At 32.6% G+C, this 20,675-nt stretch carries 24 protein-coding genes; 11 read left to right on the top strand and 13 right to left on the bottom strand.

From position 1 onward, the window contains the following. The first annotated feature begins 151 nt into the window (after positions 1–151). Positions 152–286 carry a hypothetical protein gene (locus QZU90_RS05655; protein ID WP_295608249.1) on the top strand — a complete coding sequence of 45 codons (135 nt, stop codon included), beginning with the start codon at positions 152–154 and terminating at the stop codon, positions 284–286. A gap of 188 nt (positions 287–474) precedes the next feature. On the opposite strand, the gene QZU90_RS05650 is transcribed toward QZU90_RS05655, so the two are convergent. Beyond that, positions 475–903, bottom strand: a complete 429-nt coding sequence (locus QZU90_RS05650) for a peptidylprolyl isomerase (protein WP_295608247.1) — start codon at positions 901–903, stop codon at positions 475–477. A 132-nt stretch (positions 904–1,035) separates the two neighbouring features. Continuing rightward, positions 1,036–2,079, bottom strand: coding sequence for an aldo/keto reductase (locus QZU90_RS05645; RefSeq protein ID WP_296856011.1), 1,044 nt, complete (start codon positions 2,077–2,079; stop codon positions 1,036–1,038). A gap of 231 nt (positions 2,080–2,310) precedes the next feature. On the opposite strand from QZU90_RS05645, the gene QZU90_RS05640 reads away from it, so the two are divergent. The 8 genes from QZU90_RS05640 to QZU90_RS05605 all read left to right on the top strand — a co-directional run bounded on the left by QZU90_RS05640 (position 2,311) and on the right by QZU90_RS05605 (position 8,914). Further along, a complete protein-coding gene (locus QZU90_RS05640; RefSeq protein WP_295608243.1) occupies positions 2,311–3,486 on the top strand; it encodes an aspartate aminotransferase family protein in 1,176 nt (391 codons plus the stop codon). Between the two features lie 150 nt (positions 3,487–3,636). Further along, complete coding sequence (locus QZU90_RS05635) at positions 3,637–3,969, top strand: DUF2085 domain-containing protein (RefSeq protein WP_295608242.1); 333 nt, start codon at positions 3,637–3,639, stop codon at positions 3,967–3,969. Between the two features lie 11 nt (positions 3,970–3,980). Beyond that, positions 3,981–4,406 carry a hypothetical protein gene (locus tag QZU90_RS05630; protein ID WP_295608240.1) on the top strand — a complete coding sequence of 142 codons (426 nt, stop codon included), beginning with the start codon at positions 3,981–3,983 and terminating at the stop codon, positions 4,404–4,406. A 202-nt stretch (positions 4,407–4,608) separates the two neighbouring features. Next, complete coding sequence (locus tag QZU90_RS05625; protein WP_295608238.1) at positions 4,609–4,929, top strand: hypothetical protein; 321 nt, start codon at positions 4,609–4,611, stop codon at positions 4,927–4,929. A 270-nt stretch (positions 4,930–5,199) separates the two neighbouring features. Continuing rightward, complete coding sequence (locus QZU90_RS05620; protein ID WP_295608236.1) at positions 5,200–6,282, top strand: ABC transporter permease; 1,083 nt, start codon at positions 5,200–5,202, stop codon at positions 6,280–6,282. Positions 6,283–6,290: 8 nt separating this feature from the next. Then, entirely contained in the window at positions 6,291–7,064 is a 774-nt protein-coding gene (locus tag QZU90_RS05615) for an ABC transporter ATP-binding protein (protein ID WP_296856008.1), read from the top strand. Positions 7,065–7,124: 60 nt separating this feature from the next. Continuing rightward, positions 7,125–8,138: an NADH-dependent flavin oxidoreductase gene (locus QZU90_RS05610; protein WP_296856006.1), complete on the top strand. Its 1,014-nt coding sequence runs from the start codon at positions 7,125–7,127 to the stop codon at positions 8,136–8,138. Between the two features lie 131 nt (positions 8,139–8,269). After that, entirely contained in the window at positions 8,270–8,914 is a 645-nt protein-coding gene (locus tag QZU90_RS05605) for a YitT family protein (RefSeq protein ID WP_296856004.1), read from the top strand. A gap of 65 nt (positions 8,915–8,979) precedes the next feature. On the opposite strand, the gene QZU90_RS05600 is transcribed toward QZU90_RS05605, so the two are convergent. Next, positions 8,980–9,417, bottom strand: coding sequence for an NUDIX domain-containing protein (locus QZU90_RS05600; RefSeq protein WP_295608230.1), 438 nt, complete (start codon positions 9,415–9,417; stop codon positions 8,980–8,982). Positions 9,418–10,113: 696 nt separating this feature from the next. On the opposite strand from QZU90_RS05600, the gene lysA reads away from it, so the two are divergent. Both lysA and dapF read left to right on the top strand, forming a co-directional pair. Next, positions 10,114–11,397, top strand: a complete 1,284-nt coding sequence (gene lysA / locus QZU90_RS05595; protein ID WP_296856002.1) for a diaminopimelate decarboxylase — start codon at positions 10,114–10,116, stop codon at positions 11,395–11,397. A gap of 16 nt (positions 11,398–11,413) precedes the next feature. Beyond that, complete coding sequence (gene dapF / locus QZU90_RS05590; RefSeq protein ID WP_295608226.1) at positions 11,414–12,277, top strand: diaminopimelate epimerase; 864 nt, start codon at positions 11,414–11,416, stop codon at positions 12,275–12,277. 134 nt (positions 12,278–12,411) lie between these two features. Here the strand turns inward: dapF and QZU90_RS05585 are convergent, their stop codons facing one another. The 10 genes from QZU90_RS05585 to QZU90_RS05540 form a co-directional block, all read right to left on the bottom strand. Beyond that, complete coding sequence (locus QZU90_RS05585) at positions 12,412–12,615, bottom strand: hypothetical protein (RefSeq protein ID WP_296856000.1); 204 nt, start codon at positions 12,613–12,615, stop codon at positions 12,412–12,414. Between the two features lie 87 nt (positions 12,616–12,702). Next, on the bottom strand, positions 12,703–13,431 hold the full coding sequence (locus QZU90_RS05580) for a 4Fe-4S double cluster binding domain-containing protein (RefSeq protein WP_296855998.1): 729 nt from the start codon (positions 13,429–13,431) through the stop codon (positions 12,703–12,705). 102 nt (positions 13,432–13,533) lie between these two features. Continuing rightward, positions 13,534–14,130 carry a DUF6434 domain-containing protein gene (locus tag QZU90_RS05575; RefSeq protein WP_296855996.1) on the bottom strand — a complete coding sequence of 199 codons (597 nt, stop codon included), beginning with the start codon at positions 14,128–14,130 and terminating at the stop codon, positions 13,534–13,536. An 8-nt stretch (positions 14,131–14,138) separates the two neighbouring features. After that, the gene (locus QZU90_RS05570; RefSeq protein ID WP_296856172.1) at positions 14,139–14,723 is read right to left on the bottom strand and encodes a HemK2/MTQ2 family protein methyltransferase; all 585 of its coding nucleotides are present in this window, start codon (positions 14,721–14,723) and stop codon (positions 14,139–14,141) included. Positions 14,724–14,779: 56 nt separating this feature from the next. Continuing rightward, positions 14,780–15,583, bottom strand: coding sequence for a 16S ribosomal RNA methyltransferase A (locus tag QZU90_RS05565; protein ID WP_296855994.1), 804 nt, complete (start codon positions 15,581–15,583; stop codon positions 14,780–14,782). A 132-nt stretch (positions 15,584–15,715) separates the two neighbouring features. Further along, positions 15,716–16,453: a DUF655 domain-containing protein gene (locus QZU90_RS05560; protein ID WP_295608216.1), complete on the bottom strand. Its 738-nt coding sequence runs from the start codon at positions 16,451–16,453 to the stop codon at positions 15,716–15,718. Positions 16,454–16,859: 406 nt separating this feature from the next. After that, positions 16,860–17,210 (bottom strand): RNA polymerase Rpb4 family protein, encoded by a 351-nt coding sequence (locus QZU90_RS05555; protein WP_295608214.1) that lies wholly within the window; start codon positions 17,208–17,210, stop codon positions 16,860–16,862. Positions 17,211–17,215: 5 nt separating this feature from the next. Then, a complete protein-coding gene (locus QZU90_RS05550) occupies positions 17,216–17,506 on the bottom strand; it encodes a 50S ribosomal protein L21e (protein WP_292788089.1) in 291 nt (96 codons plus the stop codon). 452 nt (positions 17,507–17,958) lie between these two features. Next, positions 17,959–19,092 carry a tRNA pseudouridine(54/55) synthase Pus10 gene (locus QZU90_RS05545; RefSeq protein ID WP_296855991.1) on the bottom strand — a complete coding sequence of 378 codons (1,134 nt, stop codon included), beginning with the start codon at positions 19,090–19,092 and terminating at the stop codon, positions 17,959–17,961. A gap of 63 nt (positions 19,093–19,155) precedes the next feature. Next, positions 19,156–20,496 carry a signal recognition particle protein Srp54 gene (locus tag QZU90_RS05540; RefSeq protein WP_295608210.1) on the bottom strand — a complete coding sequence of 447 codons (1,341 nt, stop codon included), beginning with the start codon at positions 20,494–20,496 and terminating at the stop codon, positions 19,156–19,158. Positions 20,497–20,675: the final 179 nt, after the last annotated feature.

The following is a 20,675-nucleotide window of genomic DNA, read 5'->3' as shown; positions in this document are numbered from 1 at the left end:
TCACCTTTATTATTTTTATTTAATTTTGTATTAATTTTAATAATATATAATTGTTTTTATAAATAAATTTTTTCTTCGAGCTGAAATTTTTTAGAAAGTTTTATAAACTGCAAAGCATATAAAATAATCATTCATTAAAGGAGGGTGATTAATGGCAAGATGTCCAAGATGTGGTTCTGAAGCTATTGAAGAGATCAACTACAATACATACAAATGTCATGAATGCGGATATATGATTAGAAATCCTGATGATTTGGATTTAGCCGATGAAGAGTATGGCTATTGATTTTGATTTCTTATTAATTTTTTAATTTTTATTTAATTTTTATCTTCTTTTTTTTCATTTTTTCTCTTCTATTTTTTCATTTTTATAGTATTGTAATGTTTTTAAAAAAAGTTTTTATTTAAATAATGCATGAAAAAATCTTAAAAAAAAAGAATAAGTAGCAGTTAAAAACTGCTTTAATTTTTAATCTAACCTTGTACGGTCACTTTTAACATTTTATCCCCAGCACGAATGGAATTTACAACATCCATACCTTCGATAACTTGTCCGAATACGGTGTGAACCCCATCTAAGTGAGGTTGTGGACTGTGGGTAATGAAGAATTGGCTTCCACCAGTGTCTTTACCTGCGTGAGCCATGGATAATGCTCCAGTTCCATGTTTGTGTGGGTTTCCTTCAGTTTCACATTTGATAGTGTATCCAGGACCGCCGGTACCGTTACCGATAGGGCAACCACCTTGAATAACAAAGTTAGGGATTACTCTGTGGAAAGTTAGTCCGTCATAAAATCCACTGTTTGCTAATTTTTCAAAGTTTGCTACAGTTCCAGGAGCTTCATTAGGGAATAATTCCAATACGATGTCTCCTTTTTCAGTTTCAATAATTGCTTTTTTCATTATAATCACGTTTCAATTGTTTAATGATAGTTTTTTTTTTTTATTTTGTTTAAAACATATTTTTAAAACATCTTTTAAAAAATACTATTTATAATTTATTTTACTTAATATTTAAACTATTTTAAATTAAAATTAATCTACTTTTATCTCGCCAGATAATATCTTTTTGTAGTCTTCATAGTTTTTCTTCAAGAGTTCCGGGATGTCCAATTCGTATGGGCATCTGCTTACGCATTGCCTGCATTCAGTGCACTCTTCAATTTTCTTCATCTTTTCTTGAGACTCTGGAGTGAGACTTGGAGCTGATGGGAATCTTCTAATCCATAAGGACATTCTTGCACATTGGAATATTTCAATTCCTTCCGGACAAGGCATGCAGTATCCGCAGCCTCTGCAGAAATCTCCTTGCAATTCCTCTCTTTCCTTTTTGATGATTTCCTCCAATTCGTTATCAAGAGTTGGTTCATCTTTCATATAGGATAGGAACTCATCAAGTTCAGACATTCTTTGAACTCCCCAGATAGGAACCACATTATCAAAGCTATTTATGTAAGCGTAAGCTGCTTTAGAGCTCCCAATCAATCCTCCACTCATTGCTTTCATTGCAATGAATCCCACATTATTTGCTCTTGCCATTTCAACAATAGCAAGTTCCTTTGGACCTGTAAGGTAAGAGAATGGGAATTGGATGGTTTCGTATAATCCGCTTTCAATAGCTTCTTTAGCAATTTCCGCTTTATGGGAGGTAAAACCGATATGTCTTATGATTCCTTCATCATAGAGATCGAATAAGGCATCATATGCTCCGCTTCCATCACCTTCAGTAGGACAGAATGATGGATTGTGGATTTGATAAAGGTCAATGTAATCAGTGCCAAGATTGTCAAGGCTTACTTTAATGTCCTTTTCAATATCCTTTCTGTTTTCCCCTTGGGTTTTTGTAGCTATTATAATGCTTTCCCTTGGGTATTTTTCATTGAATCCTTCAAAAGCATAGTTTAGCTTTTCTTCACTATCGGTGTATGCTCTTGCAGTATCATAAAAGTTAATTCCATTTGCATAAGCCTTTTGAACGATTTCTTTGGTTTCATCAAATGAAGCCCTTTGAATAGGGAGAGCTCCAAAACCATTCTTTTCTATCTTTAGTCCAGTTTTGCCTAGTATTATCTGTGCCATATAATCAATCCAAATATAAATATGTGATATATTATGGAATTTATCCTATTTCTTATCACTACATTTCTAATTCCATATATCTTTTCATTACTTATTCTTTTATATAATAAACTATAAATATAATTGTGTTAAATCTTTAATAGGCAAAAATTTTTGATTTTAATCTTATTAACGATTATTTGACTTACAATTATCTATTCATTTAAAAAATTAAGAATGAGAGGAATTTTCATGAATACACAAGAAATCATTGATATTGAAGATAAATATTTCATTAATACATTCAACAGAGTCCCAATTGTACTTGACCATGGAGAAGGGGTTAAGGTTTGGGATATTGACGGTAACGAGTATTTGGACTTTTTAGCAGGAATCGCTGTAAACTGTTTAGGTCACAATCATCCTAAGCTTGTGAAAGCTATTCAAGATCAGGCTGAAAAGCTAATTCACATTTCAAGCATTTACTATAATGAACCTGCTACCATTTATGCTAAAAGATTGGTGGATGCAACCAATTTTGATAGAATTTTCTTTGCAAACTCTGGTGCTGAAGCTAATGAGGGAGCACTTAAGCTTGCAATCAAATACAGCGGCAAGCATGAGGTATTGTTCTGCGGAGACTCATTCCACGGAAGAACCTTTTTGACCTTATCTGTAACAGACCATCCAGAATACAGTGCACCTTACACAGAAAACTTGCCAAGAGGATTCAAGAAAGTTGAATTCGGCAATTTGGACAGTGTAAAGGAAGCTATCACTGAAAACACTGCAGCTATTATTATTGAGCCTGTTCAAGGTGAAGGTGGAGTTCATGTTGCAAGCGAAGAGTTCTACAAAGGATTGAATGACTTATGTAAGGAAAAAGGAGTTTTAATCATTGTAGATGAAGTTCAATCCGGTTTCGGAAGATGCGGTGCTTTATTCGCTCATGAATTATTCGGCATAGATGCAGATATCATGACTGTAGCTAAAGGTATTGGTGGAGGATTCCCAATGGCTGCATTCTTGGCAAAAGAGGATGTAGCTGGCGGTTTTGTACCTGGTGACCATGGTACAACCTTTGCAGGAAGTCCTCTTGCAGGTGCGGCAGCAAATGCTGTTTTTGATGTCTTTGAAGAGGAAAACCTTGTTGAGCACAGTAAGGAAATGGGAGAATACTTCCTTAAAAAATTAGCTGAATTGAAAGAGAAATATGAGTTCATTACCGATGCAAGAGGCTCTGGTCTTTTGGTAGGTTTGGAACTTAACTTTGAAGGAGCAGATATAGTTGGCAAAATGCTTGAAGAAGGATTCTTGATCAACTGTACAGCAGGAAACGTATTAAGGTTTGCACCTCCTTTAGTGGTTAAGGAAGAGGAAATTGATGCACTAGTGGAAGCACTTGATAAGGTATTTGCTTCTTTATAGTCCAATCATAATTTTATTTCTCTTTTTTATTTTAATTTTTCTTTTTTAAATTTTTTAATATTTTATACTTTTTTTACTTTTAGACTATTTTTCGCACCCAAATTCAAATCACAATCTATATATATATCGACAAATCTATTTTTGATAATAATGGATTATACTAAACTTATTTGTCATAGAAAACCTGAAAGAAGCTTTTTTTTTAAAGGACATCAATTTCCAGTATGTGCGCGATGTACTGGATTTTATATTAGTTTAATTTCCTATTTCATATATGCTTACTTTTATTTTATTAACTATGATATTTACTTATTAACTTTTGCAGTTATTTTATTAGTCCCTTCAGCTATAGATGGAACTACACAACTTTTAGAGTTAAGAGAAAGTAATAATAATTTAAGGTTAATTACAGGTTTGTTAGGGGGTTTAGGTTTAGGCATTATTGTCAAGGCAATAAAATTTTTTATATATTTAAATTTGTGAGGTTTAATAAAATGAGTTTTTTAGACACATTTAAAGAATGGAGCACAGGTAAAAAAATTTTATCTGTTGTTGGAGTTTGTTGTGTTTTGTTAATAATCTTTGCGGTTGTTGGAGGTTTTGGATCAACTGATAAAAATACAAGTTCTGATACTTCTTCATCAGGAACTGTTGAAGATACTCCTGCATTACAACTAAAAATAACTACTGATGGGTCCTGGTCTGGTTCCGTTCTTGTAGGTGGTAGTTCAAAATCTATTGATGGTTCAGGTAGTCAAACTATAGACTTAGATGGTGATTCTTGGGATATGGTTAGTGCAACTATCCAAAAACAAGGGGGAGATAATGGAGACTTGACTGTTCAAATTATTAAAGATGGTAACGTAGCTAAAGAAGAAAGTACTACTGCAGCATATGGTGTTGTTTCTGTTGTGGATTAATCATCCACACTTTTTTTTATTTTTTATGTTAAATAAGTTTTTTTTTAAACAAAGCATAAAAAATTAAACAAAACTTAAAATTTTTATTATTTCATATAATTTAAAAAATAAGATTTTCGATAATTAAGTTTTTCATGGTTTTTTTTTAAACGAACTTTAATAAACATAATTAACAAGGAACTACTTTTTAAGGAGAATAAGTATGGCATTATTTGGTAGAAGTAATCAGGAAAAAGCAGCAGATTGTGAATTTATAATATCCGCTCAAAATAGTTGGTTTAGATCTGGAGAAGTGCCTCAAGCCATTATAAGGAATATCCCTAATGGGGGAAATGGAAAAACATTTGAATATTTCAAAGCTCGTGGTTGTAAACATGTGTACCCTTGTATACAAGTAAAAGATTGTATTAGTATAGTCGAAACTGATCAGACTTTTGAAATACAAACTAGAGTACAAGGTTTTAAAATTGTGCCAAAATCATCAGTAATTGAAATACAATATTTCCAAGATGTAGATAAATAAAACATGGTATTTTTTCTTTCTTTCTTTTTTTCTTTTTCATTATTCTTCTTTGTTTTGATTTTTCTTTTTTATCCATTTATTTAATAAACTTAAATCATTTAAAAACTGTTTTCATAGTTTTAAACTTAATATGATTAATTTTTTATAAAATTTTAGATAAGTTTAATATCTAAAAGGAGTTAAATAATAAGTAGATAAAAAGGGGATGTTATTATAAGATTCATTAATTTAATTTTAAAAAATCCATTTAGGAATAAGACCCGTAGTGCATTGTCCATTATTGGCATTGCTATAGGGATTACCACTATTGTGGCGTTGGGTCTTATCACTACTGGAATGGAGGACTCAGTTCAATCTTCACTAAATGATGTTGGTGCTGAGATAACAGTCAGTAATTCCAGTTCTATCAGCACAAACACAGGCATGATCGATAGTGAAATAGTAGACGAGATGAAAAATAGGACTGGGGTCATAGATGCTGCAGGTTCTTTAACGGTTACTGAAATGAATATGGATCGGCTGAAATCTGGCAGTTCAGATTCCAGAAGCAGTTTTGCAACCACTGTTGTAGGATTGGCACCGGATAAGCTTTATATGATGGGGATTAAGAACATTGATGGGAAAGTGTATGAAAATGGCTCTAGAGATGCTATTGTTGGAGCGGAATACGCTGAATTAAATAATGTAAGTCTTGGAGATGACATTACCCTACAAGGCAAGGAATTTAATGTTTCAGGAATCTTTGAGACTGGAAGCCCATTTGTAGACAGTGGAATTTATGTTCCATTGGATACTTTGCAGGATATAACAGATAAGGATGGAGTTTCACGTATTCTTGTAAAAACAGGCGAAGATGTAAATGATTCTGCAATAAGCGAAAAGATTGAAGAGGATTATGAGAACTTTACAACTTTGACCAGTGAGGAAATCTCTTCAATAGCTAATGATGTTTTAGGAATATTGGACACTGCCACCCTAGCAGTTTCAGCTCTTGCAATTATTGTGGGAGCTATTGGAATCATAAACACCATGGTTATGGCAGTTTATGAAAGGACAAAGGAAATCGGTGTTTTAAAGTCTGTAGGTTGGAAATCCAGAAAGATCTTAACTATGATTCTAGGGGAAACATTGGTACTGACAACCTTATCCGGAATAGTCGGATCAATATTTGGAATATTGATACCTGAAGTTGGCCTTAGATTGTTTGATGTTACAGATTTTGCATTGGGTTACTCTCCTAAGACCTTCATTCTCGCATTTGGAATTACAATTATCGTTGGAATAATCGGTGGAATCTATCCTGCTTATAAGGCATCCAAGCTTGCTCCAACAGAAGCATTGAGGTATGAATAGGTGATTTTATGGATGGTTACATAGAAAATGAGAATGCATATCATGAAGATGAATATATCTATAATGAAACCTTCATCGGTGAGGATGGCGAGGAATATTATTATGAAGATCCATTAATCAGCCTATTTGATGTTGTAAAGGAATACGATAAAGGAACTGTTAAGGCATTGAATGGAGTAAACCTGGATATCTTTGAAGGGGAATTCGTATCAATTATCGGTCCTTCAGGTTCTGGAAAATCCACTCTCCTAAACATGCTTGGTGCTTTGGATAAGCCTACCAGAGGAAAGATTTATATCGATGGCATCGACCTTGTTAAAGAGAAGGACTTAAGCGAATTCAGACAGGAAAAAATAGGTTTTGTTTTCCAATTGCACAACTTGATTCCTAACTTATCCGTTTTTGACAATGTCCAGATTCCATTGCTCCCTACTGGAATGTCCAACAAGGAGATGAAGGAAAGGGCAAGTGAAATTATCCGTGCTGTAGGATTGGAGGATAAGAAAAAGCAAAGGCCTAATAAATTGTCTGGTGGTCAACGTCAAAGGGTAGCTATTGCAAGGGCATTGGTAAATAACCCATCTATCATTTTAGCAGACGAACCGACAGGTTCTCTTGATTCAAAAACAGGTGAAATGATATTGAATTTGCTTATGGAAATGCATGAGCGTTATAATGTGACTTTGATTATAGTTACACATGACAATGGTGTTGCCGCTTTGGCAGAAAGAACCATAAAAATCAAGGATGGTCAAGTAATAGAGGATAAATACAATTATTAGTATTTTCCTCGCTTTTTATTTTTTAATATTTTATTTTTTTAATAGGTAAATTGTGATATTATGAAAGATATATTTGATGAATGTAGTTTAGGAGATTTAAAGCTAAAAAGCCGTATTGTAAGAACAGGAACTTGGGAAAGACAAACTGAAGATGGGGGATTCCTAAAAAGTGAAGTCTTTGACAGATATGAAAAGATGGCTAAAAGCGGTGTAGGATTGATTAATTCTGAAATGTTTGTGTTTGATCCAAGAGATAGATTTGCAGAATACTGCAATAATGTAAACTATAAGGGTTTTGTAAAGGACTATAAGGAAATTACAGACATATGCCATAATCATGATGTGCCGGTTCTCGGACAGTTGGCATTCTTTTATTATAATGACGGATTGAATCAAAAGGTTGAAGCGAATGACATTAGTTTGGAAGGGATAAGACGTCTTCAGGCAGATGTTATCATGGCTGCTAAAAAGTTCTCCTTTGCAGGTTTTGATGGAATGCAAATAGACATTGGTAATAATTTTTACCTTGCTAAATTCATCAATCCTTTTTTCAATCAAAGAAAGGACCAATATGGGGGCAATACAGAAGGCAATACAGAAAATCGTGTCAGAATCTGTTCAGAGATTATTAAGGTTCTAAAAAAGACTATGGATTTCCATGTCAGCTGCAGAATTAACCCTTGGGATGTCAGAAAGAATGGAATGACTCCTGAAGAAAGCATAAAGGTTGCAAAGGAACTTGAAAAGGCAGGTGCTGACAGCATTCAATTGACTGCAAGGACAATATCCTATCTTTATGATGGCAATGATAGGAATCCATTCCTTGTGTATGTGGATAAATTGATTGATGAGATTGATGTTCCAGTCATTTTAGGCGGTTCAATGAGGGATATGAAATCAATGAATGAAGTTCTGAATGATTCAAAAGTTGAATTCTTATCCATGTCCAAGCCATTTGTAGCACAGCCAGACTTTTTAGCTGATTGGAAAGCAAATGGAGATGGAGTTTCAATTTGTCAAAGCTGCAATAACTGTTACTCCAAAAAAGAGAGCACTTGTTTTAAATTTAAATAATATATTAATTTTCTCTTTTTTTCTTTATTTTTTATTTATTCATTCTTTTTTTCTTATTTTTTTCTTATTTAGTTTATCTTTTCTAATTTTTTTAAAAAATTATTTAAGTATTCTAAAGCAAACTATATTTTATGCAAACAAAAAAGATTTCAAGATATGTCATTTACTTATTTTCACTGTTTTTAATATCTTTAGGTGGAGCCATATCCATTAAAGCAAATTTAGGAACTTCCCCTATCATTTGTCTTCCATATGTTTCAAGTCTGATATTGAAAATGAGTGTTGGAACAGTATGCTTGATCTTTAATGTTATTTTTATATCTGTACAGATAATCCTTCTAAGAAGCGGATTTGAAAAGAGACAGTATCTGCAGATAATTGTAGGAACAATCTTTTCCCTTACCTTAGACTTTTCAATGATGTTGGTAAGTTTCTTGAATCCTGCAGATTATTTAAGTCAATTTGCAACACTTCTCTTAAGCTGTGTAGTGGTTGCTTTTGGTGTGATGCTTGAAGTTCAAACAGAAGTGGTTTATCTTCCTCCAGACGGGATAATTGTAGCCATTTCAAAGGTTTTAAAAAAGGAGTTTCCAAAGGTAAAGCCATTTGTTGACACAAGCTTTGTACTTACTGCAGCTATTTTGTCAATTGTATTCTTAGGATATCTTGCAGGAGTCCGTGAAGGAACAATCGTTTCTGCTCTAATAATTGGGCCTATTGTAAAGGTTCTTCAAACTTATTTAAATCCTTATGTTGAACGTTTATATGAAAAATAATAGGCTTATTTTAAAAAAAGTTTAAGATTAAAAAAATGTAAGACAAAAAAGATAATGGGATTTATTCAAATCTCAAAATCTCTTTTTTCTAAAGTTTTTCTAAGTGTAGGAGTAAGCATATCCTCATTGTAAAGCTCTTTTAGCTCTTCATTGCTTACCCATTTGAAATCATCATGCTCATCGCTTATCTGAACTTCTCCACTTAATATTTCCAGATTCATCATCAGTTGAACTGTGCTTATTGGCTGTTTGGTCCTTCTGCTTATGAATTCATCTTGAACAACTTCAAACAAGCTTTCTATATTAACATCAAGGTTAGTCTCTTCCTTGAATTCCCTTATCAATGCCACATCAAAGAACTCTCCAGGATCCACTTTACCGCCAGGAAGCTCATATTTATGAGGATTGTTTCTTGATTTTGGATGTCTTCTAAGGATTAGTGTCTTACCCTCTTTTTTAACTACTCCTCTTACTGTCAATCCCCAGTCCTTTTTACCATTCATTTTTTCACCTATGAAAATTCTATTTGATTATTATATTGCTTTTATTTCGTTATTTTAGTTTTTAACTTTGATTAGATTTATATATTATGATGTTTAAAGTATTTTTAAGGAGTTTTTCTCTTTGAGTAAATCTCCAATTATCTGAAATGGTAAGGTTTTTGAATTCTTTTGAATTCATTAAACCTTGATAATTTTTTACTTTTTTTATAATTCTCCAATTTAATTATTTTTTACAATATAACTATAATTTTCTATTTTTAAGTCAATAAAATAGTTATTTTTAAATTTAAAGTTCATAAAATCGTTATATTTATTAATAGCCATTTAAAAATTATTTTTTAGGTTTCACTACCTTAAAAAGAATACCATTTCAGATAAAAGGAGGAAAAATCATGGAATTTAATTTCAAACAATTTTTATTGTTATTAATTCTATTCATACAAATGATTTTATTGTTTGTTGAATAAGTGATTTTTTAGACAGTCGAATTTTACAAAAAGTTTTAGGTTTACTCTTGCCTTAGGTAGGCTTTCACCCTTTTTTAATAAACTTTATTTCATATTTTTCTCGAGTCGGCTAATCCATTTCCTTAAATAATTTTATATATTAGTTTAAATAGATATTTATTGAAAACTTATTTTCAGATTATTATAAAGATAATTATTCATTATATATTATTTTTATCGGAGGCACAAAATGGATTTAAATATAAAAATAAATGACAAAGGCCATTTAGATATTGGCGGTGCTGATGCATGTGATCTTGTAGAACAGTATGGCACTCCTATCTATGTAATTGATGAAGAAAGAATTAGAGACAACTACAACAGATTCTATAACGCTTTCACTAAATTTTATCCTAAATTCAAAGTATTCTATGCTTGTAAAGCAAATACAAACATTGCTGTTTTAAAAATCCTTGAGGAAGAAGGATGCTGCATTGATGCTGTATCTCCTGGAGAAGTATACATCTGTAAAAAAATGGGATTCTCTGGAGACAGAATCCTATTTACAGGAAACAACATTAGAAACGATGAAATGGATTACGTAAACAGTGAAGATGTAATCTTGAACATTGACTCTGTTTCTGCTCTTAAAAGACTTGCAGAAAGCATTGATCCTAATGGCAAAAAAATCTCATTTAGAGTAAACCCTATGGTAGGTGCTGGTCACCACGGTCACTGCATTACCGGTGGAGAAATGAGTAAATTCGGTATTATGGAAACCGAAGCTGTAGAGATTTACAAATTAGCTAAGGAATTAGGATTTGAACCTGTAGGTATGCACTCTCACATCGGTTCAGGTATTTTAGACCCAGAACCATTCAAATTAGCTATTGAATCCACTATGAACATTGCAGGAAAAGTTCACCAAGAAGCAGGAATTGACTTTGAATTTATTGACTTCGGTGGAGGAGTTGGAATTCCATACACTCCTGATGAGGAATTGCTTGACTTGGAACACTTTGCAGAAGAAAACGTCAAATTATTCAAAGAAAAATTAGAAGAGTTTGATATGGGAGAACCTACCTTATACCTTGAACCAGGAAGATACATTGTAGGGGACGCTTCTGTAATTCTTGTAGAAGTAAACAGTGTAAAGGAAAGCTACAGAAAATTCATCGGTGTAGATGCTGGATTCAACACCTTGCTCAGACCTGCTATGTATGATTCCTACCATCACATTGTAGTTGCAAACAAAATGAATGAAGAGCCAACTCAAGAAGTGGATGTTGCAGGAAATGTCTGTGAATCCGGTGACTTGTTTGCAAGAGACAGACCTCTTCCAGATATTGAAGAAGGAGACATTTTAGGAATCTTGAATGCTGGTGCATACGGTTACACTATGGCTTCCAACTATAACTCAAGACCTCTCCCTGCAGAGATTCTTGTTAAAAATGGAGAGTCTTTCGTAATCCGTGAAGCACAAAGCTTCGATGACATTTTTGAAAAACAATCTGTTCCTGACCATTTACAATAGATGTTAAGGTGATAGAATGGTAGATTTAAAAGGTTTAAAATTCTCTAAAATGCATGGTATCGGTAATGATTTCCCTATTATTGATGAAAGTCAAGGGGAACAAATTCCAGAAGCAGATAAAGCTGAAGCATGCAGACAATTATGCCACAGAAACTTTGGTGTAGGTGGAGATGGAGTATTATTTGTAGTGCCATCTGAAGTGGCAGACATTGGATACAGGATGTTCAATCCAGATGGATCTGAAGCTGAAATGTGTGGAAATGGTATCCGTTGTTTCGGAGATTTCGTTTACAGAAATAAAATCGTTGAAAAGGAAACAATGACCGTTGAAACCAAATCCGGTATCAAGACCATTGAAATTACTGTAGAAGATGGTGAACCTGTTCTCTTTAAGGTCAATATGGGCAAATCAACATTCAAAGTTCCACAAATTCCAATGATTGCAGATTCAGAGGAGTTTGTCGACGGTGACCTTGATGTTATTGACACCACCTTCAAGGCAACTTGTGTCAATGTTGGAAATCCTCATGCAATCCTCTTTGTTGATGATGTTGATGCTATTGACATTGACAAATATGGCCCAGCTATTGAATGCCATGAAGTATTCCCAGAAAAGATCAATGTTCATTTTGTTGAAGTTATAAGCAAGAATGAAGGAAAAATGAGAACTTGGGAACGTGGTGCTGGTGTTACACTTGCATGTGGTACCGGTGCAACTTCAACTGCACTTGCTGGTGTAAAATTAGGTCTTTTTGATAATGAAGTTCTTCTTCACTTACCTGGTGGAGACTTAGAGTTTAATGTCTATGAAGAGGACGGAGAACTCGGAGCATTCATGAAAGGACCTGCAGCATTGGTCTTCAATGCTGAAATCCAATAAATTTATTTATTTTTAAATAAATTTTCTTTTTCTTTTTTTTAATTTTTTTATATTTTTTTATATTTTTTTATTTTCTTTAAACTTTATTTTTAATATTTTTTCAAATTGCAATTTATTTTCATAGCTTGTTGAAATCATCTATAATTTTGAATTTCCCTAAAGAAATCTGCATAAGGCTGCAAACCTTTATCTGCCCAAAGCTTCCAAATATTCAACTCATTTTGAACAACACCTGCCTTAGCGCAAGCTTCTTCAAGTGTTTTTCCCTCTTTCAAATAATTCAAAATGTTTCTTGATAAAATCATGAATCTTGGCAGTTCTTGTTTGTAAAAATCCAATGGACTTCCATTAAAAATAGTAAAACCCCCTAACTCCTATTTAAAGAAGTAAATTAAACCTTAATTAAACTTTAATTAAATTTTAGATTATATTTCCTTAATTAACTCCCTGTCAGTTTCTATTCCTAGGTATTCTTTAGTGTAAGGGCAAGCAAGCCCGCATTTGGCACATAAGCTTTTGCCATGAGTTCTTTGCATTTCTTTTTTAATGAATTCAAAACATTTTTCTGCATCGAAGTACTCTTCTCTTTCTTTTCTGGAGTCCCATTTAACTTCATTTATTGCATCGACAGGACAAGCGTCTTGGCAATCTGTACAGTCATCACATAATGAGTCATCGATTGGGGTGCCTACTTTTATAGGCATGTCTGTTAGAATAGTGGATAATCTAAGTGCAGCCCCATATTTTGGACTGATAAGCAATGCACATCTTCCGATCCATCCAAGTCCAGACCTTGTTCCAGTTGTCTTATGTGGGATTTTGCTTGCCAAACCCTCAAAGTCTTTTGCAACTCTTTCACGAGACATTGCCAATGCATTGTAATTCATGTTTTCCTTAATGTAATCCTCACCTTCAAGGACGATGTCATTAAGCTTCAATGCTAAACTTTTCATGGATTCCACATATTTGGACTGATCATCTGTATAAATGGTTTTCAATGCTTCCTTTTCTATTGGAATTCCAATCAAGATACTGTTTGGATACTCCTTTGGAACGTTATTAATACCTTCTAAACTAGCAAAACCAACTACTTCTGCACCTTTTGATTTAAGAAACTCTTCTATTTCTCTTGAATTTTTTTCCTCTAAATTCATAAACCATTCCTCTTATTGATTTTATTAATTTTGCTAGATTATATGATTAAATATGATTTTTAAACCTTTAAATATATTCTTTACTTAGTTTATTGTATTAAATTAATTTAAAATATCTAAATCTGATTTTTCATACTTATTATGGCCTTTTAAACTCTTTTTATAATTCCAACATTTTATTGCATCCTTTAATGTCTTGTCATCATTATCCTTGAAGAAATCCCTTATGTATTGATTGTATTGGAATTGCTTGTCTATTTTAGTTTTTTCCTTTGAGTTCTGAAGCTCATAATAAGCATTGATTGCATCACGATATGTCTTATCTGGATTTACCTTTAACCATTTTTGGAATTTTACCTTAAATTTGAATCCTTTTCCTATTTCCTTTTCAAAGAATTCTCTTTTATCTTCACCGCATTTGAAGTTTTCACCTAAAATCGAATCCAATGTGATTTCTTCAGAGTCAGTGGCTTTATTTAAATTAGTTTTATTAGCATGATTTTTAATAGATTTTGAATCATCTAATGATTTTCTAGTGTCTAAATAATAGATAATTCTTTCTTCCAATTGGCTTTTACTTCCACTAATCTTTAATCCTTCTTCTCTGCAGAATTCTTTCAATTCCTCTTTTAAAAAATAGTATTCCTTAAATTCTGAAACTTTCAGATCCTTATTTAATTTGTGGCTGTTTGAACTCATTTTATCAGTTAAATCTTGTAAGCGTTTATCAAGACAATCTCTTCAAAGAAGAACTTCTCGCTTTCAGCTATTTCTGCAACGAATCCATTTCTATCAAACATATCCAAGGTCCTATCATTGTCAGATAGGGATGACTGAATTATCTGCACAATTCCCTTTTCGTTTAAATGATTTGACACTTGATTAATGAACCTGTCTATGACTTTCCTTCCATCTAATCCGCCGTCAAATGCATAATTTAAATCGTCATTGATAATGTCATCTGAATCAGTAGGGAGATATGGAGTATTAAATAGTATAACATCAAATTTCTTATCTTTTACAGGTTCAAAGAGATCACCGAACTCAAGTTTTATTGTGCCGATATTGTTTAGCTTGAAGTTTTTCTCTGCAAGTTCAAGGGCATTGTAGTTGATGTCAGTTGCTGTAACATCATCGGTTAAGAGACTTGCATACATGGAAACGAGACCTGATCCGGTTCCAATTTCAAGAACACTTTGTCCTTTTTTGATTTCAAGATTTTCCGCCAAAAGGAAAGTGTCATCTGATGGAATGTAAACCAAATCATCTGTTTCTATTTCAAATTTTCCCATTTTCATAAATAATCCTCAATTAGGTTTTTTAGCATTTATAATTTTCATTCATGCCCTTAGTTAATATGCTCTTTTAATAAGATAGATAGTTCCATAATGTTTTCTGGAGATAGATTAATTGTTCTTTCCAATAATAATTCCTTGATTCTTGGATTTTCATCTTCTAAATTGTTTAAAATTGATTTCAATTCTTTCTTGTCCTTAAAACCAATTATATGTCTTGAATCAATCAATGCATTTCTCGCCTTTTTGTTTCTGTGTTGGAATAATGCCTTAACGACTTTTGAATAGATCTTAAAGTCGGCATCCGCTATTTTACTTTCTTTTGGTTTCAATTCCACAACAGATGAATCCACCTTAGGGGATGGTATGAATGATTCAGGAGAAACTTTTGTTAGGAACTTGATGTTTGCCTTAAAGTATAGCATAGCAGAAAGCCTTGAATATTGCTTAGTTCCTACCTTACCGTTCATTCTGTCTGCAAATTCTTTCTGATACATTAGAATTGCAAGGTCAAAGTCATGCTTTAGGAACTTAAAGCTGATTGGTGAGGATATTTGATAAGGAAGGTTTGAAACGATTTTATTGAACTCTGGGAAATCCACCTTAACGGCATCGCCGTTGATAAGCTCCACATTATCGATTTTCTCTTTCTCTATACGTTTCTTCAATATGTTAGTTCCGATACCTGGACCAATTTCAAGTACAGTATCCTCTTTTGTAAGATTTGCATATTCAATGATTTTCTTTCTTTTGAAGTCATCTATAAGGTAATTCTGACCTAAATTCTTATTTAAGATAATCCCATTTTCCTGCAATATTTGTTTAGTCTCTTTAGCTAAGGATATTCTTTCAGTCAACTAATCACCTTTTTAGCCATTAAAATAGTAGTTTATCATATGAAAATCATTGATGATTACATTTAAAAAAAATAAAAAATTAAAAAAATAGAAAAATGAGTTCAACTCTTTTTAGAGTTTCACTCAGGAATTTTATTCCTTGTTTTCGGAATTTGGTTTGTTTTGAGGTTTTTTGCCTCTGTTATTTGGTTTTCTACCTTTGTTCCTATTGTTTCTACCTCTTCCTCTGCCTTTGTTGAATTTTTTCTTTCTGTTGGAAGGGTGTCTAGAAGGAACTTGGGTGAACATGTAATACTTGTTTTTACCTCTTTTGACGGTAGTTGTATCAAGTTCTAATCTGACTCTTTTTGCAAGCATATCCACAGGTTCTCCAAGGAGAGGAACTCTTTCCTTCAAGTCTTCAAAGCTTTTGAAAGGCTCTTTTTTACGTTCTTCCAAAATCATTTGTGTGTGCTTTTTACCAATACCTGGGATTAGCTCCAATTTATGCATTTTGATGTTAAGTGAATCGATTTCATTAAAGAATTTTACATAAATGTCTTCATGAGCCAATATGATTTCCTTAATTGCATATTCCAATTCTATTCTACTGGTTGCAGTTAAGTTTTCAAAGTCTAATAATCCTTTTACTCTATTTACCTTATCCCTTTTTCCAGATCCTATATAGACTTTGTCATGAATATCTAAATCAACACCTTCTTTAGGGGTAACTTCGATTAATGTGAATTTGTCTACTCCAATAGCTTGTGCAATAGGTTTGCCATGAGCAGTTGGTCTTTCTGGATTTACATACCCAAATTTAAGATAATCTAAAATAATTACGTACTCCTCTTTTTTTGGATTCGGATTATCAATGTTTGGATTATCCATATTTTCACCTCATTCTAATTTTAAATGTTTATTAGTTCTAGCAAATCTTCTTTTATTTTGCCAATTCTCTACGATTAAATTTTTTGTTAATAATTTGTTTTTTTAATTATTGTTTTACTTTTTAATATAATATTAGTATATTTTAATTTTATTAATATTTATAATTTTATTCTTTTTTGTTAAAAAATAGTGAAATTTATTGAAGTTCAATCTAAGTTTTAAGAATGAAAAAACAGTAAAATCTTTAAAAATTTAAAAAAGACTAGCATAATTTAAAAAAATATTTAAAAAAATAGTAAAATTGTTGATTAAAAAATAAGAAATAGTTAAAAGTAGTAAAAATTGTTAAAAAAGTAATCTCTGCATTGAAGAATAAAAATAGAAAAATAATTTGATTTAAAGAGATTTATAAGAATAAATCTTCTTCAATATCATATTTTTCTAAGATTTCAAGAATTTCCTTCATTTCATCGTTTGAAGGAGCATTTCTTTCTTTTGCGAAAATTAATCTTAAGTCAGCCATGTCTCTTGGCACAATGTCTGCCATACGAACAGCTTGCTTGTGGTCGACATAAGCTTCAAGTTCTTCGATTAATTTTTCAGTATCTTCAAGGGAAAGTTTATTTAGATTAGTTACATGAGCTAAAGTTAAATTTTGTTCATAACTAAGTTCATGTTTTTCTGAAAACTCTTCAAGAATTTCCTTTACTTTAGCTGCAGGTATTGGTTCTGTTTCTAATGTTTTTTTCCCAATCATTGTACTCACTCTTGTAATTTTAAGTGTTCTGGAGTAACGATTAATTCTTTTGCTTTATTACCATCTTTTAATGCAAGTATGTAAGCTTTACCTTTTTTGTCCACTACTTTAGCGGTTTTTCCATGGAATCTGGAATGAGGTTGGCCTTTTTGGATACTTGGGTCGATGATAATGTGTACCATATCACCGTTTTCGAATTGTTGAATTCTTCTGGTAATTGGGTTTGCACGACCAGGTCTTACTCTTTTGGTCAATTTTTTTCTACTTCTACTTTTAAATCCTCTGGATCTTTGCATTTTTATACCTCTTTAATATTTAATTAATTGTGTAGTAAAAATATAAAACCCATCATTTTATATCTTTTTAAATAGCTAGTAGCCCAGTACGATATTTAAGTTGAATATCATAGCTTAAGCCCTTCGGTTTAGCTATTCATTGTAAAAGCCAATATATAAGTCTTATTTAGACTTAGCCCTAACCGTAGGTTTAATTGATTAAGACATATCTAAATTTTATATATTGAAAGAAAAAAATATCAAAAATATTATAAAATATCATAAAATTTTAGTGACTGAATTTCAGCAATAATCCAATCTTCTATTTTTGATAGTAATAAACTATATATTTTAAGATATTAATAAAGTTTATGTTTTTTAGGTATTTTATAATATTTTAAAAGATTTCTAAAGTATATTTAAAATTATTTTTAAATTTTTAAAAAATAGCTTTTTTAATTTTAAAATTGGAATTATTTAATTCCAACTTCAATCACATCCAATTCTGCACAGATTGCCTGTGTGCCTAGGACTTCAGTCACGCTAGGATTGGATCTCCCCTCATCACTTGAGATAAGTTCCTTGATATACAGTCCGCCTTCTGTCTTAATGATCATTTCAAAGGTCTTTGAATCAATGAACTTAGCTTCAATGTTTTTCACTTCCTTCTCTCTAATCTTGTCTGCTCTTCTATGGGATACTCTTATTGGAGTTCTTTGTTGAATCATATGAAGTGATTGAAGCTTTTCCAAGTCATCTTCCTTGATGTCATCTTCACATTTGACCAATGCTCTGTAAACCTTATAGGTGTCTGGTGAGGATACTTTGATTTCAGCTTTTCTCTTCCTTTCTGTAAACTTGAGATTCAAGTATTCAGTTTTCCCTTTAGCGACTTCAGCAACCTCTTCAGCAATTCTTTCAAGGTCTATCTTTCTAATCTTAGGCTCCTTGATTTCAAGCACGAATGGCCTTCCAGTGCCTAACATTCTAACGTCAATGTCTTCCCTTCCAGCGCCATGGAACTTGGCTTCATATCCATTTGTGTGCTTTAAGACAGTTTCGGATAGAAGTTCCTCCACTGATTCAGGGTATTGCTTTCCTGTGAAATTGCACTCCTCACAGCCTCTTCCTTTACATTTGGTGCATGGCCACTTAAAATCAGCCATCACAAGAACATCTTCTCCATCAAAATCAACATTCTGCTTGAGATTTGCTTCAAGCAATTTGCCGATTTCCCTATTGACTTCCTTTTTGATTATCTCTACATTAAAATCAAGGTCATCGCTGATTTCCTGGTCTTTTTCAACTATTTCCTTAGGCAATTTGCAGCCAACAACAAAAGTGTCAAATTCAACTTTCAAGAGGCCTATTTTCTCATTCACCAAATCAAGAACATCATTTTCAATATAATTGAAGATATTGTGGCATATTTCACATTCTCCATCGTAAGCTTCCAAATTTAGGGATTCTCTAATTTTAATCCCTCTATCCTCATTGCCATTTCCTTCTACGCAATCTGAAAACTTACGTCCAAGGCAATGATTGCAGATATTTCCATTTGCATAATTGATTAATTCTTCAGCCTTATTAAGTATTTCATGATTCATTAAAATCTCTCTTTAAAAAAATGAATATAAAAAATAAAAGTAGTTTAGTTGTTTTTGGAATGTTTATTTCATGAATTGGCCCATGAGTCTATTCATGGATCCTCCGCCCATTCCTCTACGTCCAATACCTTTCATCGCTTTTTTAGTATTGTTATAGTATCTTAACAGTTCCTTTACGCTGTTCTCGTCTACACCAGAACCTCTTGCGATTCTGGTAATGCGGGAAGTCTTGATTATTTTAGGGTTGAGCATTTCCTCTTCAGTCATTGAAGACATGATGATCTTGAACTCATTGATCTTATCTTCAGTCATTTGGCTGGCCTCTTTAGGAATCTTGCCTCCTAAACCAGGGATCATGTTCATGACCTGTTGCATAGGCCCCATGCTGTTCATCATTTCAAACTGGTTTTGCATATCCATAAGTGTGAACTTTCCGCTAAGCATGTTGTTCATGGTTTTGGTAGCTACATCCTCATCAATAACCTCTTCAGCCTTTTCGATAAGGCTTCTGATATCTCCCATACCTAATAATCTTGAAATGAACCTTTCAGGATCGAATGCTTCAAACTCATCGATTCTTTCCCCAGTACCGATGAACTTGATTGGCGCGCCAGTTTCAGCTACTGCAGAGAGAGCTCCTCCCCCTTTAGCGGTACCATCTAATTTTGAAATGATTATGGAACCGATATCGGTCGCTTGTGAAAATGCTTTAGCTTGCTCTCCGGCCTGTTGACCTATTGTACCGTCAATAACTAGAATGGATTCATCAGGTTCAATGATCTTATCCAACTTGTTCATTTCCTCAATTAAATCCTCTTCGTTCTTATGTCTACCTGCGGTATCGAAAATAATGATCTTTTGATTTTTAAATTGTTTTAAACCTTTTTCTGCAAGGTCTAATGCATCCTTATTATTAGGGTCTCCATAAAGTTGGATTTGCATATCTTCAGTGAGTTGCTTTAACTGCTCATATGCTGCAGGTCTCCATGTGTCTGTACAAACAACGGCTGGAGAGAAACCTTTTCTTTGCAAGTACTTGCATAATTTACCGATTGTGGTGGTTTTACCACTACCTTGCAATCCTAAGAACAATATTTTGAATGGCTTTTTATTGATTTCAAGCTCTTTTGCTTCACTACCGAGCAAATTAACCATTTCTTCATAGATAATTGTGATTACATGTTCCCTAGGGGTAATTCCTTTTGGTGGCTCTTCATTAAGTGCACGGTCTTCGATTGTTTTGGATAATTTTAATACAAGCTGGATATTTACGTCTGATTGGATTAAAGCTCTTTGAATGTCTTTAACTACTTCCTTTACAACCTTTTTGTCAATAACACTCATTCCAGCCAATTTTTTCATGGTGTTTGTAAGGTTTTCTCCTAAACTTCCTAACATTGACATAATATCTCTCCGATATTTGATAATGGATTAAAATAATTATTGTTTGATAATTTTATTTTTTAATTTTTATTTTAGTTAATATTTCTCAAAAATCTTATTTTTGTTTCACCTTTCTAAAACAAAATAATAGTTTATCTTATTAACTTTAATGTATAAACTAATATTATATAAAAGTTTAT

It is taken from the genome of uncultured Methanobrevibacter sp., from assembly GCF_902784195.1.
Lineage (GTDB): Archaea > Methanobacteriota > Methanobacteria > Methanobacteriales > Methanobacteriaceae > Methanobrevibacter.
Note: the sequence above shows the minus strand (reverse complement) of the source record. Positions and strands in the feature narration are given on the sequence as shown.

Bases quoted from the DNA above. Each gene is read 5' to 3' on its own strand.
- QZU90_RS05600 (WP_295608230.1), bottom strand. From the start codon at position 9,417: ATGAATGGTAAAAAGGACTGGGGATTGACAGTAAGAGGAGTAGTTAAA.
- QZU90_RS05655 (WP_295608249.1), top strand. From the start codon at position 152: ATGGCAAGATGTCCAAGATGTGGTTCTGAAGCTATTGAAGAGATCAAC.
- QZU90_RS05645 (WP_296856011.1), bottom strand. From the start codon at position 2,079: ATGGCACAGATAATACTAGGCAAAACTGGACTAAAGATAGAAAAGAAT.
- QZU90_RS05545 (WP_296855991.1), bottom strand. From the start codon at position 19,092: ATGAATCATGAAATACTTAATAAGGCTGAAGAATTAATCAATTATGCA.
- QZU90_RS05605 (WP_296856004.1), top strand. From the start codon at position 8,270: ATGCAAACAAAAAAGATTTCAAGATATGTCATTTACTTATTTTCACTG.
- dapF (WP_295608226.1), top strand. From the start codon at position 11,414: ATGGTAGATTTAAAAGGTTTAAAATTCTCTAAAATGCATGGTATCGGT.
- QZU90_RS05610 (WP_296856006.1), top strand. From the start codon at position 7,125: ATGAAAGATATATTTGATGAATGTAGTTTAGGAGATTTAAAGCTAAAA.
- QZU90_RS05650 (WP_295608247.1), bottom strand. From the start codon at position 903: ATGAAAAAAGCAATTATTGAAACTGAAAAAGGAGACATCGTATTGGAA.
- QZU90_RS05640 (WP_295608243.1), top strand. From the start codon at position 2,311: ATGAATACACAAGAAATCATTGATATTGAAGATAAATATTTCATTAAT.
- QZU90_RS05555 (WP_295608214.1), bottom strand. From the start codon at position 17,210: ATGATTGGGAAAAAAACATTAGAAACAGAACCAATACCTGCAGCTAAA.
- QZU90_RS05635 (WP_295608242.1), top strand. From the start codon at position 3,637: ATGGATTATACTAAACTTATTTGTCATAGAAAACCTGAAAGAAGCTTT.
- lysA (WP_296856002.1), top strand. From the start codon at position 10,114: ATGGATTTAAATATAAAAATAAATGACAAAGGCCATTTAGATATTGGC.
- QZU90_RS05625 (WP_295608238.1), top strand. From the start codon at position 4,609: ATGGCATTATTTGGTAGAAGTAATCAGGAAAAAGCAGCAGATTGTGAA.
- QZU90_RS05575 (WP_296855996.1), bottom strand. From the start codon at position 14,130: ATGAGTTCAAACAGCCACAAATTAAATAAGGATCTGAAAGTTTCAGAA.
- QZU90_RS05560 (WP_295608216.1), bottom strand. From the start codon at position 16,453: ATGGATAATCCAAACATTGATAATCCGAATCCAAAAAAAGAGGAGTAC.
- QZU90_RS05550 (WP_292788089.1), bottom strand. From the start codon at position 17,506: ATGCAAAGATCCAGAGGATTTAAAAGTAGAAGTAGAAAAAAATTGACC.
- QZU90_RS05615 (WP_296856008.1), top strand. From the start codon at position 6,291: ATGGATGGTTACATAGAAAATGAGAATGCATATCATGAAGATGAATAT.
- QZU90_RS05540 (WP_295608210.1), bottom strand. From the start codon at position 20,496: ATGTCAATGTTAGGAAGTTTAGGAGAAAACCTTACAAACACCATGAAA.
- QZU90_RS05580 (WP_296855998.1), bottom strand. From the start codon at position 13,431: ATGAATTTAGAGGAAAAAAATTCAAGAGAAATAGAAGAGTTTCTTAAA.
- QZU90_RS05570 (WP_296856172.1), bottom strand. From the start codon at position 14,723: ATGGGAAAATTTGAAATAGAAACAGATGATTTGGTTTACATTCCATCA.
- QZU90_RS05630 (WP_295608240.1), top strand. From the start codon at position 3,981: ATGAGTTTTTTAGACACATTTAAAGAATGGAGCACAGGTAAAAAAATT.